A 13,182-nucleotide genomic window follows, 5' to 3' on the forward strand; every position below is an offset into this window, starting at 1 on the left:
GTTGTCCTTGTAAGCTTAGAGCTTGCTTTGCGCAACGTGCGCAATCAGATCGTTTACGGAGAGGTGCATCTTCTCCACAAACAGCTGCGGGTACAGACCCATGCCCAGTACCGCCAGCGCCAGGATGGCCAGCACCAGGAACTCGCGCTTGTTCACGTCTTGCATGTGTTCTACGTGGTCGTTGCCTACTTCACCGAAGATCACGCGCTTGTACATCCACAGGGTGTACGCCGCACCGAAGATCAGGGTAGTCGCAGCCAGGGCAGCCACCCAGAAGTTCACCTGTACCGCGCCCATGATCACCATGAACTCACCGACGAAACCGGAGGTAGCCGGCAGACCGGAGTTGGACATGGCAAACAGCATCATGAAAGCAGCAAAAATCGGCATCTTGTTGGCCACACCACCGTAGTCGGCAATGTTGCGGCTATGCACGCGGTCGTACATCACACCGATGCAGAAGAACATGCCGGCGGAGATGAAACCGTGGGACACCATCTGCACCAGCGCGCCTTCCAGCGCCCAGACATTCATCTGGCTACCGGTAAACAGGAACATACCCAGGGTGACAAAACCCATGTGCGAGATGGACGAGTACGCCACCAGCTTTTTCATGTCGGTTTGTACCAGTGCCACCAGGCCGATATACACCACGGCAACCAGCGACAGACCCACCATGATCGGGGCTACTTCCAGCGCAGCATCCGGCACGATAGGCAGGGCAAACCGCAGGAAACCATAGGCACCGATCTTCAGGGTAATGGCAGCCAGCACCATGGAACCACCGGTAGGGGCTTCCACGTGGGCATCCGGCAGCCAGGTGTGGACTGGCCACATCGGCACCTTCACGGCAAACGACAGGAAGAACGCTACAAACAGCAGCAGCTGCACGTCACGCGGGATCTTGGCCAACGCCTGGAAGGCTTCGATCTCGAAAGTCTTGCCTGCCTGGAAATACAGGTAGATGAACGCTACCAGCATCAGCAGGGAACCCAGCAGGGTGTACAGGAAGAACTTCACCGACGCGTATACGCGGCGCGGGCCACCCCAGATACCGATGATCAGGTACATAGGGATCAGCATGCCCTCGAAGAACACGTAGAACAGGATGGCATCCAGTGCCGCAAAGGCACCGTTGATCAGGCCCGACATGATCAGGAAGGCGGCCATGTAGTGGCCGGCACGTTTCTGGATAACTTCCCAGCCAGCCAGTACCACCATCAGGGTGGTAAAGCTGTTCAGCACGATAAACAGCATGGAAATGCCGTCTACGCCCAGGTGGTAGCGGATCCCGAGGGATTCGATCCACGGCAGGTTTTCAACAAACTGCATGCCGCCATGCAGGTTGTTGAACTGGGTAAACAGCGGCAGCGATACCAGGAACCCCGCCAGGGCACCGGCCAGTGCCAGCCAGCGTGCCAGCGTGGCACGCTGGTCACCGCCGGTGGCCAGCACCAGAAGGCCCGCCACAATCGGAGTCCAGATCACCAGACTCAAAGGATTAGAAAACATATAGATAGCCTATTTGTTAAATCGATTCCGGTAACCAACCCTAGCGCAGGATCAGGGGCTTGAACCAGTAAGTCATCAGCACCAGCACACCAATAATCATGACAGCGGCGTAGCTATAGATGAAACCGGTTTGCAGCTTGCGAACCACGCTGGAGAAGTAGCCCACCAGACGTGCAGTGCCGTTTACCAGCAAGCCGTCAATCAGCAGCATGTCGCCGACTTTCCAGAAGAAAGTACCCAGCGCACGGGAGCCTTTGGCGAACACGGCGAAATAGATTTCGTCCAGGTAGTATTTGTTTTCCAGCAGGGCATGTACGCCGGAGCACTTCTGCTTGATGGCAGCCGGGATATGCGGCGCCTTCATGTAGAAGAACCAGGCCAGCGCCACACCGGCTGCGGCCAACCAGAACGGCAGCGTGACGAAGGCATGCGCACCCATGGCCACGGCGTCATGCGCGTGGTGCATGGCCGCTTCCAGACCCGGATGTTTTTCCAGGTTGGTGAAAATCACGCCTTTGAAGAACTCGCCACCGACCAGCGGGTGCAGGGCAAAGAAACCGATCAGCACAGACGGAATCGCCAGCATCACCAGCGGCAGGGTCACTACCCATGGCGATTCGTGCGGTTTGTCGTTCGGGCCCAGGCCATGGTGGTGGTCGTCGCCATGATCATCATCGTGATGATGGTGATCGTGCTTCACCTCCATCCAGCGTTCCTTGCCGTGGAAGACCAGGAAGTACATGCGGAAGGAGTAGAACGCGGTAACGAATACACCGGCAATCACGGCAAAGTAGGCAAAGCCCGATGCCGACAGATTGCTGGCTTGCACGGCCAGGATGATGGAATCCTTGGAATAGAAGCCGGAGAAGAACGGGGTACCGATCAGCGCCAGCGAGCCCAGCAGCGAAGTCAGCCAGGTAATCGGCATGTACTTGCGCAGGCCGCCCATATTGCGCATGTCCTGGTCATGGTGCATGCCCATGATCACGGAACCGGCGCCCAGGAACAGCAGGGCCTTGAAGAAGGCGTGGGTCATCACGTGGAACATGGCTACCGAGTAGGCAGACGCGCCCAGTGCAACGGTCATGTAACCCAGCTGCGACAGGGTGGAGTAAGCCACCACGCGCTTGATGTCGTTCTGCACAATGCCCAGGAAACCCATGAACAGCGCGGTAATCGAGCCGGCTACCATCACCACGTTCAGTGCGGTATCGGACATCTCGAACAGCGGGCTCATACGCGACACCATGAAGATACCGGCTGTCACCATGGTGGCAGCGTGGATCAGCGCGGAGATCGGGGTCGGGCCTTCCATGGAATCCGGCAGCCACACGTGCAGCGGGAACTGGGCAGACTTACCCATGGCACCCACAAACAGCAGGATGCAGGTAACGGTCAGCAAAGACCATTCCACACCCGGGATGATCTGGATGGTTTTGCTGGCCAGCGCAGGCGCGGCAGCAAACACGTCGGTGTAGTTCAGCGAACCGCCGAAATACGCCAGGACCAGACCGATACCCAGCAGGAAGCCGAAGTCACCTACACGGTTTACCAGGAACGCTTTCAGGTTGGCAAAGGTCGCCGTAGGGCGCTTGAACCAGAAACCGATCAGCAGGTAGGACACCAGGCCCACCGCTTCCCAGCCGAAGAACAGCTGGATGAAGTTGTTGGACATCACCAGCATCAGCATGGAGAAGGTAAACAGCGAGATGTAGCTGAAGAAACGCTGATAACCCGGGTCTTCGTGCATGTAGCCGATAGTGTAGATGTGCACCATCAGCGAAACGCTGGTAACCACTACCAGCATCATCGCAGTGAGGGAGTCCACCAGGAAGCCGACAGAGAATTCAAAACCATTCACCGTCAACCAGGTATAGACAGGGCCATTGAATACCTGGGCACTTCCATCAAGGAAGCCCTTCAGTACGCCAATCGAGAGTACCGCCGATACTGCCACGCCGAGAATCGTCACGACGTGAGCAGCACGGCGACCAATCGCCCATCCAAACAGGCCTGCAATGACCGACCCCACCAGAGGTGAGAGCGCAATCAGCAGGTATAAGCTCTTCATATCCATGTTTGTCGTGCTTTTTAGAATTGAAATCCGGTTTCTTTAGCCTTTGAGGCTGCCCAAGTCTTCTACGTTGATGGTGTCCATATTGCGGAACAGCACCACCAGAATAGCCAGACCGATTGCCGACTCAGCGGCAGCAACGGTCAGGATGAAGAAGACGAAAATCTGCCCTGCCGAATCCGACAGGAAGTGCGAGAAAGCGATGAAGTTGTAGTTCACCGCGAGCAGCATCAGCTCGATGGCCATCAACAGCACGATGAGGTTTTTCCGGTTCAGGAAAATACCCAGTACGCTGATGGCGAACAGGATGCCGGCCAGCACCAGGAAGTGTGTGAGTGTAAGCACGTGTCCTCCCAATCTACGGCCGTCAGGCCTGTTGCTCGTTAGAATCGGATACCGCGTCGTCCTGGCGCTTGGTAGCCGCCATTTTCACGACACGTACGCGGTCTTTGCTCTGCACGCGTACTTGTACCCCCGGATCAACATACTTGCTGTCTTTACGCTGACGGATGGTGATACCGATCGCAGCCACCATGGCTACCAGCAGGATCACGGCCGCGGCTTCAAAGGCCAGCAGGTATGTGGTGTAAAGCTGACGACCCAGCACCTTCACGTTGCTGATCTCGCCTGCTGCCGCAGCAGCAGCCGCCGGTTTCACATCGGCCAGATGTGCTTCCGGGCTGGACAGGATCAGTACGATCTCGGCCATCATGATCAGCGCCACGGTGGCAGCCTGCGGGAAATGACGCCAGAAGCCTTCGCGCAGCTTCTCCACGTTGATGTCCAGCATCATCACCACAAACAGGAACAGCACCATGACCGCGCCAACGTAGACCAGTACCAGGGCAATCGCCAGGAACTCGGCCTGCAGCAGCAGCCAGTGGCCGGACGCAGTAAAGAAAGCCAGCACCAGGTACAGTGCAGCATGTACCGGGTTTTTAGCCGTCACCACGCGGAAACCCGCGAAGATCAGGATCGCCGACAGAATATAAAAAACGACAGCCTGAAAGCTCATGAGTCCCCCTTAGCGATACTTGGCATCGGCGGCCTTGTTGGCCGCGATTTCAGCTTCGTACTTGTCACCTACCGCCAGCAGCATCGGTTTGGTGTAGTACAGATCGCCACGTTTCTCGCCGTGATATTCGAAGATATGCGTCTCGACGATGGCATCTACCGGGCAGGCTTCTTCGCAGAAACCGCAGAAAATGCACTTGGTCAGGTCGATATCGTAGCGGCTGGTACGGCGGGTGCCGTCGTCGCGCTGTTCGGACTCGATGGTGATGGCCATGGCCGGGCACACTGCCTCGCACAGCTTACAGGCGATGCAGCGCTCTTCACCGTTGGCGTAACGGCGCTGCGCATGCAGGCCGCGGAAGCGCGGTGAAATCGGCGTTTTCTCTTCCGGGAACTGAATGGTGATCTTGCGGGCAAAGAAGTGACGACCCGTCACCATCAAGCCCTGCACCAGTTCAACCAGCAGGAAGGTTTTGAAAAAATTGCGGATCATTTCCATGCTTTACTCCATCACTTCCAGAGCGACAGCGGACTCAGCATCCACACGCCCAGAACCAGAATCGACACCAGCGTTACCGGAATAAACACTTTCCAGCCCAGACGCATGATCTGGTCATAGCGATAACGCGGGAACGTAGCACGGAACCACAGGAAGCAGAACAGTACCGCGGACATTTTCACCAGCAGCCAGACAATGCTGGAGGCACCGATCGCGCCCCAGCTCGCCGGGAACGGCGACAGCCAGCCACCCAGGAACAGCAGCGAAGTCAGTACTGCCACCAGGATCATGTTGGCGTATTCGGCCAGGAAGAAGATGGCAAAGGCCATGCCGGAGTATTCCACGTGGAAACCGGCCACGATCTCGGACTCACCTTCGGCCACGTCAAACGGGGCACGGTTGGTTTCTGCCACACCGGATACCAGGTACACGATGAACAGCGGGAACAGCGGCAGCCAGTTCCAGGAGAAGATCGAGCCACCGGCCATACCCTGGCCTTGCTGGTTCACGATATCCACCAGGTTCAGGCTGCTGGACACCATCAGTACACCTACCAGCGCAAAGCCCATGGCCAGTTCGTAGGACACGATCTGAGCCGAGGAGCGCAGCGCACCCAGGAAGGAGTACTTGGAGTTACCCGCCCAACCGGCCACGATCACGCCATACACACCCATGGACGTAATGGCCATGATGTACAGCAGCGAAGCGTTGATATTGGCCAGCACCATGGTGTCGTTGAACGGGATCACCGCCCAGGCCGCCAGCGCCGGCATGATGGACAGCACCGGTGCCAGCAGGAAAAGACCCTTGCTCGACTGGGTCGGCAGGATGATTTCCTTCATCAGCAGTTTTACACCGTCAGCCAGTGGCTGCAGCAGCCCTTTCGGGCCGACGCGGTTGGGGCCGATACGGATCTGCATGTAGCCGATCACCTTGCGCTCTGCGAGCGTCAGGTAGGCCACACCAATCATCAGCGGGGCAACAATGGCCAGGATTTTCAGCAGTGTCCACACTGCCATACCGGCCTCGCTACCCAGCAAACTTTGCAGAAGTTCCATGGATTAACCTCGCTTGATCTGAATCGGTTCGAACATGCCAGCCAGCGCCTGGGTAGCAGGATGAGCCGCAGCAACGCGTACCACCCCTTCAGCCAGCGCCTTGTCGGCACGTACTTGCAGGCTTACCGAGGCACTACCCTGCTCTACCACAACGGTGTCACCGTCGTTCAGGCCCAGACGGGCAGCATCGGCAGGGCTGACGCGCACTACCGGGGTAGCGGCGGCTTCGGTTTGCTGCAGAGACGGTGCACGGCGGCAGATCGGGTCGGCGTGGTACAGCGGTACCTCGCCCACACGTACCAGGCCGGCAGCAGCCGGTGCAGCCACGTTGGCCGCAGTGGTAGCCAGTGCATTATTCAGTTTGGCGGCGATGTCACCCTTGGCCAGCAGCTCGGCGCGTACGTCTTCGGCAGAATTCTGCTCGAAGCCGTCCAGGCTCAGCATATTGCCCAGCACGCGCAGTACTTTCCACGCCGGACGCGCTTCGCCTTGCGGGCGCACCACACCGTTGAAGCTCTGCAGCTTGCCTTCCATGTTCACGAAGGAACCGGCGGTTTCGGAGAACGGGGCCACCGGCAGCAGTACGTCGGCGTAGTCCAGCAGGCCGGCACCTTTGTAAGCGGTCAGCGCAATCACGGTTGCTGCCTGTTTCATGGCGGCAACGGCTTGCTGGCCGTTATAGGTGTCGGCTTCTACTTCGGTGTTCAGCAGGAAGTACGCCTTGCGCGGTTCCGCCAGCATGGCGGCAGCAGACAGGCCAGCGGTGACGCTTGCGCCCAGCGGGCCACGTGCCGGGTTCGCACCCGCTACGTCGGCACCTACGCTGTTGGCCGCTTCGGCAGTAATGCCGAAACGTGCGCCAGTCACGCGGGACAGCTCTTGTGCCAGCGCCAGCAGCTCGGAGAAGGCCGGGTGGTGCTGCGCCACGTTGCCCAGAATCACGGCAGCGTTGTCAGTAGCGCACAGGCTGGCGGCAATGGCTTGCGCCTGCTCGCCAACGTTGGCCGCAGACAGATCCAGCGTGCTTTCCACACCCTTGATCGACACGGCAGCTTTCAGCACCTGTGCCAGCGCATTCACCAGCGCAGCCGGGGAGACGATCAGCTTGGCATGCAGCGTGGTAAACAGCTCGTCATCCGCCACGTGAATCACGTTCAGCTGGGTACCCTTTTTCACCGACTGGCGAATACGGGAAGCCAGCAGCGGCTGTTCCTGGCGCTGCGAGGAGCCCACGACCAGCAGCGATTTGGCCGCGGCCAACTCGGTGATGGAGGCGCCCAGCCACAGTGCACCTTGCTGGGCGGCAGCTACACGGCTGTCGCTGCGGCGCAGAGCGGCATCGATGTTGTTTACGCCGAAGCTACGCGCCAGCTTCTGAGCCAGGTACAGCTCTTCGGTGGTGCTGTGCGGGCTGGTCAGGAAGCCGATAGCGTCTTTGCCATGGTCGGCAGATACGCCGTTCAGGCCTTTTACGACGTATTCCAGCGCAGTCTGCCAGTCGGTTTCGTGCCACTTGCCGTCGAACTTGATCATCGGCTTGTGCAGACGCTCGGCGCTGTTCAGGCCTTCGTAGGAGAAGCGGTCACGGTCGGCCAGCCAGCATTCGTTGATGGCTTCGTTTTCCAGCGGCAGAACGCGCATGACTTCGTTCTGTTTTACCTGCACGATCAGGTTGGCACCCAGGCCGTCGTGCGGGCTCACCGACTTGCGACGCGACAGCTCCCAGGCACGGGTGCTGTAGCGGAACGGTTTGGAAGTGAGCGCACCCACCGGGCACAGGTCGATCACGTTACCGGAGATTTCCGAATTCACGGTCTTGCCCAGGTAAGGCATGATTTCCGAGAATTCGCTACGGTTAGCCATACCGATTTCCTGGAAGCCACCGATTTCGTCGGTGAAGCGTACGCAGCGGGTGCAATGAATGCAGCGGCTCATTTCCTCGGCGGAAACCAGCGGGCCCATGTCTTTGCCTACCACAACACGCTTTTCTTCCTGGTAACGGGAGCCGGAATTACCGTAGCCCACGGCCAGATCTTGCAGCTGGCATTCACCGCCCTGGTCGCAGATAGGGCAATCCAGCGGGTGGTTGATCAGCAGGAATTCCATAACGCCTTGCTGGGCCTTTTTGGCCAGCGGGGACGCCGTGTGCACTTTCATGCCATCTGTTACCGGCGTGGCGCAGGCAGGCAGCGGCTTGGGTGCTTTCTCGACTTCTACCAGGCACATGCGGCAGTTGGCCGCAATGGACAGCTTCTTGTGGTAGCAGAAGTGAGGGATGTAGGTACCGGCAGTATGGGCGGCATCAATAATGGTGCTGCCCTGGTTGACTGTCAGTTTTTTACCGTCGATTTCGATTTCAAGCATCGCTCAACACCATTTGTGATCCACCAAAGACTTCTTGTGCTCGATGAGGTACTCGAACTCATTACGGAAGTGTTTGGTGAAGCTACGAACCGGGAACACAGCGGCATCAGCCAGGGCGCAGATGGTGCGGCCTGCCATGTTGTTGCCTACCGAGTCCAGCAACTCAAGATCGCCTGGGCGGCCTTCGCCGTTGGCAATGCGATGGATGACCTTGTACAGCCAGCCGGTGCCTTCACGGCACGGGGTGCACTGACCGCAAGATTCTTCGTGGTAGAAGTAAGCCAGACGCTCCAGCGCTTTTACCATGCAGACATCTTCGTTCATCACGATTACGGCACCCGAACCCAGCATGGAGCCGGCTTTGGAGATGCTGTCGTAATCCATGGTCAGGCCCATCATCACGTCGCCTGGCAGTACCGGGGCAGACGAACCACCCGGGATCACCGCTTTCAGCTTCTTGCCGTCTTTCATGCCGCCAGCCATTTCCAGCAGGGTGGCAAACGGGGTGCCCAGCGGAATCTCGTAGTTACCCGGACGGTTTACGTGGCCGGAGATCGAGAACAGCTTGGTACCACCGTTATTCGGCTTGCCGGCTTCCAGGAATTTCTGGCCGCCGTCGCGAATGATGAACGGCACCGACGCAAACGATTCGGTGTTGTTGATGGTGGTTGGCTTACCGTACAGGCCGAAGCTGGCCGGGAATGGCGGCTTGAAGCGTGGCTGGCCTTTTTTGCCTTCCAGCGATTCCAGCAGCGCGGTTTCCTCGCCACAAATGTAGGCGCCGTAACCGTGGTGGGCGAACAGATCGAAGCTGAAGTCGGTACCCAGGATTTTTTCACCCAGGAAACCGGCCTTGCGTGCCTCATCCAGCGCCTCTTCGAACAGCTCGTAGGCTTCGAAGATTTCACCGTGAATGTAGTTGTAACCGGCTTTGCAACCCATGGCGTAGCCGGCGATGATCATGCCTTCGATCAGCGCGTGCGGGTTGTACAGCAGGATGTCGCGGTCCTTGAAAGTGCCCGGCTCGCCCTCATCTGTATTGCAGACGACGTACTTGTCACCCGGGAAAGAACGCGGCATGAAGCTCCACTTCAGGCCGGTAGGGAAACCAGCGCCGCCGCGACCGCGAAGACCGGAGCTTTTCACCTCGGCAATCACGTCTTCCTGCGGCATGTTGGCTTCCAGGATCTTTTTCAGCGCCTGGTAGCCGCCACGAGCCATATAGGCATCGATGCGCCAGCAATCCGGGGCGTGGGTATCCACCCCCTCGAAAATCACACCATTGACGAAGACTGCCATTATTCCAACTCCGCCAGTTTTTTATCGATGGCTTCAGGGGTCATGAAGCTGCACATCTTGTGGTTGTTCAGCAGCAGCACGGGCGCATCACCACAAGCACCCATGCACTCCCCTTCCAGCAAGGTGTACTTGCCGTCGGCACTGGTTTCGCCCAGGGCAATACCCAGCTTGCCGGAGATGTACTGGGCAGCATTCACACCGCCTTGCAGCGCGCATGGCAGGTTGGTACAGACCGTGATCTTGTACTTGCCCACCGGCTTCATGTCGTACATGTTGTAGAACGTGGCGACTTCGTAAGCGGCTACCGGCGGAATGCCGATGTAGTTGGCCACGAACTCGATCACGTCGGCGTTCAGGCAACGCTCTGCTGGCGTTGCCCCCGTGTCGCGGCGTTCGGTCAGCGCAATGCGCAGCGCCGACATGGCCGCGGAACGGAATTGATCGGCTGGGTACTTGGCCAGTTCGCGATCAATCTTGGCTAGCGATTCTGCGGATAACATCAGCGGTCAATCTCCCCAAACACGATATCCTGAGTACCAATGATGGCCACCACGTCGGCAATCATGTGGCCACGCGACATTTCATCCAGGCTGGCCAGGTGGGCGTAGCCAGGGGCACGAATCTTCAGGCGGTATGGCTTGTTGGCGCCATCGGACACCAGATAGATACCGAACTCGCCTTTCGGGTGCTCTACCGCAGCGTAAGCTTCGCCTTCCGGTACGTGCATACCTTCGGTGAACAGCTTGAAGTGATGGATCAGTTCTTCCATATTCGACTTCATGCCTTCACGGCTAGGCGGTGCCACCTTGTGGTTGTCGGTAATGACCGGACCCGGGTTGGCTTTCAGCCATTGCACGCACTGCGCGATGATGCGGTTGGACTGACGCATTTCTTCTACGCGTACCAGGTAACGGTCGTAGCAGTCGCCTGTTACGCCTACCGGCACGTCAAAGTCCATGCGGTCGTATACGTCGTACGGCTGGGTCTTGCGCAGATCCCACGCAATACCGGAACCACGCAACATCGGGCCAGTCATACCCAGGTTCTTGGCGCGTTCCGGGGTAACGATACCGATGTTTACGGTACGCTGTTTCCAGATACGGTTATCTGTCAGCAGGGTTTCGTAATCATCGATACAGGCCGGGAAGCGCTGGGTGAAATCTTCAATGAAATCGAGCATGGTGCCAGCACGTGTGGCGTTCAGGCGCGCGATTTCTTTGGCGTTACGGATTTTGGAAGCCTTGTATTGCGGCATGCTGTCCGGCAGGTCGCGATACACACCACCCGGGCGGAAGTAAGCTGCGTGCAGACGGGCGCCGGATACGGCTTCGTAGCAGTCCATCAGGTCCTCACGCTCACGGAAAGCGTACAGGAACATGGTCATGGCACCGATATCGATGGAGTGCGCACCAATCCACAGCAAGTGGTTCAGTACACGGGTGATCTCGGCAAACATGACACGAATGTACTGAGCACGCTCCGGCACCTCGATACCCATCAGTTTTTCGATGGCCAGGCAGTAAGCGTGCTCGTTACACATCATGGACACGTAGTCCAGACGGTCCATGTAAGGCAGGGACTGGATGAAGGTCTTGCTTTCGGCCAGCTTCTCGGTGCCGCGATGCAGCAGGCCGATATGCGGGTCGGCACGCTGTACTACTTCACCATCCAGCTCCAGAACCAGGCGCAATACACCGTGCGCGGCCGGGTGCTGCGGGCCAAAGTTCAGCGTGTAGTTACGGATTTCAGCCACCGTAGTTCTCCTCGCGGACGATACGCGGCGTAATTTCGCGCGGCTCGATGGTTACAGGCTGGTAGATAACGCGCTGCTGGGCTGCGTCATAACGCATTTCCACGTGGCCGGACACCGGGAAGTCCTTGCGGAACGGGTGGCCGACAAAACCGTAATCGGTCAGCAAGCGGCGCAGGTCCGGGTGGCCTTCGAATACGATACCGAACAGGTCGAATGCTTCGCGCTCGAACCAGTTGGCCGCAGACCAGATGTCATTCACGCTAGGCACAACAGGGAAGCTGTCGTCCTCGGCAAAAATGCGCACGCGGATGCGGGTGTTATGCGTCAGGGAAAGCAGGTGGTAGACAACGGCAAAGCGCGGGCCATCTTGCGGCTCGTCTTTATAGGCGCTGTAGTCCATACCGCAGATATCGATGCACTGCTCAAACGACAGCGCAGCGTTGTCACGCAGCGAAGTCATCACAGAAAGCGTATCAGCGGATTTACAGACAATCGTCAGCTCGTCCAGCGCGATCTTGGCGCTGACCAGCTTTTCGCCGAGCACCTGTTCAACCGCCGACTTGAGCTCTTCCATTTTCAATGACATGGTTTTACCTCAGCGGGCGATGGTGTTGGTACGCTTGATCTTGTTCTGCAGCTGAATGATGCCGTACAGCAGGGCTTCTGCAGTAGGAGGACAGCCTGGAACATAGACATCTACCGGCACGATGCGGTCGCAGCCGCGCACGACAGAATAAGAATAGTGGTAATAGCCACCACCGTTGGCACAGGAACCCATGGAGATAACCCAACGCGGCTCGGCCATCTGGTCGTAAACCTTGCGCAGGGCGGGAGCCATTTTATTGCACAGGGTGCCGGCCACAATCATCAGGTCAGACTGACGCGGGCTTGGGCGGAATACGATACCGAAGCGGTCCAAGTCGTAGCGGGCTGCACCTGCGTGCATCATCTCTACGGCACAGCAGGCCAGACCGAACGTCATTGGCCACAGCGAGCCGGTACGCGTCCAGTTGATCAGCTTGTCAGCAGTGGTAGTGACAAAACCCTTTTCGAGAATGCCTTCTACTCCCATTCCAGCGCTCCTTTTTTCCACATGTAAATAAAGCCAAGTGTCAGAACGGTCAGGAATTCCAGCATGACGCCAAAGCCGTACACGCCCAATTCCTTAAATACGACCGCCCAAGGAACCAGAAATGCGACCTCGAGATCGAAAAGGATAAAAAGAATGGCTATCAGGTAATACCTGACATCAAACTTCATTCGTGCGTCTTCGAAGGCTTCAAAACCGCACTCATAAGGAGACAGTTTCTCAGGATCAGGTCTATTAGGTGCGAGCAACCAGCCCAGAACCAGCGGACCTACCCCGACCAAGAGGCCGACGACGACAAACAACAGAATGGGAAAGTAATTTTGCAGCATTTCCCGCACACCCCTAAAAGAAAGGAGGACAGACCCCCTTGACTCCAAACAAAACAGGCCACCGGAATCCCGGCGGCCTGTTTTTTGAATGTGGTGCCGACAGTGAGACTCGAACTCACACAGCCTACGGCCACTACCCCCTCAAGATAGCGTGTCTACCAATTTCACCATGTCGGCACAATTTTAACTT

13 protein-coding genes and 1 tRNA gene are annotated in these 13,182 nt (G+C 57.8%); all 14 read right to left on the minus strand.

Annotation, left to right across the window (positions count from 1 at the left end):
• Positions 1–15: 15 nt before the first annotated feature.
• A complete protein-coding gene (locus FLQ44_RS17260) occupies positions 16–1,512 on the minus strand; it encodes an NADH-quinone oxidoreductase subunit M (RefSeq protein WP_026108086.1) in 1,497 nt (498 codons plus the stop codon).
• A 40-nt stretch (positions 1,513–1,552) separates the two neighbouring features.
• Positions 1,553–3,589 carry an NADH-quinone oxidoreductase subunit L gene (gene nuoL, locus FLQ44_RS17265; protein WP_147695390.1) on the minus strand — a complete coding sequence of 679 codons (2,037 nt, stop codon included), beginning with the start codon at positions 3,587–3,589 and terminating at the stop codon, positions 1,553–1,555.
• Between the two features lie 36 nt (positions 3,590–3,625).
• Positions 3,626–3,931, minus strand: a complete 306-nt coding sequence (gene nuoK / locus FLQ44_RS17270) for an NADH-quinone oxidoreductase subunit NuoK (RefSeq protein WP_026108088.1) — start codon at positions 3,929–3,931, stop codon at positions 3,626–3,628.
• Positions 3,932–3,953: 22 nt separating this feature from the next.
• Positions 3,954–4,601, minus strand: a complete 648-nt coding sequence (locus FLQ44_RS17275; RefSeq protein WP_017509622.1) for an NADH-quinone oxidoreductase subunit J — start codon at positions 4,599–4,601, stop codon at positions 3,954–3,956.
• Positions 4,602–4,610: 9 nt separating this feature from the next.
• A complete protein-coding gene (gene nuoI / locus FLQ44_RS17280) occupies positions 4,611–5,090 on the minus strand; it encodes an NADH-quinone oxidoreductase subunit NuoI (RefSeq protein WP_206208950.1) in 480 nt (159 codons plus the stop codon).
• A gap of 20 nt (positions 5,091–5,110) precedes the next feature.
• Positions 5,111–6,157, minus strand: coding sequence for an NADH-quinone oxidoreductase subunit NuoH (nuoH, locus tag FLQ44_RS17285; protein ID WP_147695391.1), 1,047 nt, complete (start codon positions 6,155–6,157; stop codon positions 5,111–5,113).
• A 3-nt stretch (positions 6,158–6,160) separates the two neighbouring features.
• Entirely contained in the window at positions 6,161–8,521 is a 2,361-nt protein-coding gene (gene nuoG / locus FLQ44_RS17290; protein ID WP_147695392.1) for an NADH-quinone oxidoreductase subunit NuoG, read from the minus strand.
• Positions 8,522–8,524: 3 nt separating this feature from the next.
• Positions 8,525–9,820, minus strand: a complete 1,296-nt coding sequence (gene nuoF, locus FLQ44_RS17295) for an NADH-quinone oxidoreductase subunit NuoF (RefSeq protein ID WP_147689014.1) — start codon at positions 9,818–9,820, stop codon at positions 8,525–8,527.
• The gene (gene nuoE / locus FLQ44_RS17300; protein ID WP_147695393.1) at positions 9,820–10,320 is read right to left on the minus strand and encodes an NADH-quinone oxidoreductase subunit NuoE; all 501 of its coding nucleotides are present in this window, start codon (positions 10,318–10,320) and stop codon (positions 9,820–9,822) included. Before nuoE ends, nuoF begins: the two co-directional genes overlap by 1 nt.
• A complete protein-coding gene (locus tag FLQ44_RS17305; protein WP_017509628.1) occupies positions 10,320–11,573 on the minus strand; it encodes an NADH-quinone oxidoreductase subunit D in 1,254 nt (417 codons plus the stop codon). Before FLQ44_RS17305 ends, nuoE begins: the two co-directional genes overlap by 1 nt.
• The gene (locus tag FLQ44_RS17310) at positions 11,566–12,159 is read right to left on the minus strand and encodes an NADH-quinone oxidoreductase subunit C (protein ID WP_147695394.1); all 594 of its coding nucleotides are present in this window, start codon (positions 12,157–12,159) and stop codon (positions 11,566–11,568) included. Before FLQ44_RS17310 ends, FLQ44_RS17305 begins: the two co-directional genes overlap by 8 nt.
• A 9-nt stretch (positions 12,160–12,168) precedes the next feature.
• A complete protein-coding gene (locus FLQ44_RS17315; RefSeq protein ID WP_017509630.1) occupies positions 12,169–12,645 on the minus strand; it encodes a NuoB/complex I 20 kDa subunit family protein in 477 nt (158 codons plus the stop codon).
• Positions 12,636–12,992, minus strand: a complete 357-nt coding sequence (gene ndhC / locus FLQ44_RS17320; RefSeq protein WP_017509631.1) for an NADH-quinone oxidoreductase subunit A — start codon at positions 12,990–12,992, stop codon at positions 12,636–12,638. Before ndhC ends, FLQ44_RS17315 begins: the two co-directional genes overlap by 10 nt.
• Before the next feature lie 91 nt (positions 12,993–13,083).
• Positions 13,084–13,169, minus strand: a tRNA-Leu gene (locus tag FLQ44_RS17325).
• Positions 13,170–13,182 lie beyond the last annotated feature (13 nt).

Origin of the sequence: Vogesella mureinivorans (assembly GCF_007644035.1) — a bacterium.
Lineage (GTDB): Bacteria > Pseudomonadota > Gammaproteobacteria > Burkholderiales > Chromobacteriaceae > Vogesella > Vogesella mureinivorans.

What these genes read in the sequence shown, in the direction of transcription:
- FLQ44_RS17260 (WP_026108086.1), bottom strand. Translation starts at nt 1,512, where the DNA reads ATGTTTTCTAATCCTTTGAGTCTGGTGATCTGGACTCCGATTGTGGCG.
- nuoL (WP_147695390.1), bottom strand. Translation starts at nt 3,589, where the DNA reads ATGGATATGAAGAGCTTATACCTGCTGATTGCGCTCTCACCTCTGGTG.
- FLQ44_RS17275 (WP_017509622.1), bottom strand. Translation starts at nt 4,601, where the DNA reads ATGAGCTTTCAGGCTGTCGTTTTTTATATTCTGTCGGCGATCCTGATC.
- nuoH (WP_147695391.1), bottom strand. Translation starts at nt 6,157, where the DNA reads ATGGAACTTCTGCAAAGTTTGCTGGGTAGCGAGGCCGGTATGGCAGTG.
- nuoG (WP_147695392.1), bottom strand. Translation starts at nt 8,521, where the DNA reads ATGCTTGAAATCGAAATCGACGGTAAAAAACTGACAGTCAACCAGGGC.
- nuoF (WP_147689014.1), bottom strand. Translation starts at nt 9,820, where the DNA reads ATGGCAGTCTTCGTCAATGGTGTGATTTTCGAGGGGGTGGATACCCAC.
- nuoE (WP_147695393.1), bottom strand. Translation starts at nt 10,320, where the DNA reads ATGTTATCCGCAGAATCGCTAGCCAAGATTGATCGCGAACTGGCCAAG.
- FLQ44_RS17310 (WP_147695394.1), bottom strand. Translation starts at nt 12,159, where the DNA reads ATGTCATTGAAAATGGAAGAGCTCAAGTCGGCGGTTGAACAGGTGCTC.
- FLQ44_RS17315 (WP_017509630.1), bottom strand. Translation starts at nt 12,645, where the DNA reads ATGGGAGTAGAAGGCATTCTCGAAAAGGGTTTTGTCACTACCACTGCT.
- ndhC (WP_017509631.1), bottom strand. Translation starts at nt 12,992, where the DNA reads ATGCTGCAAAATTACTTTCCCATTCTGTTGTTTGTCGTCGTCGGCCTC.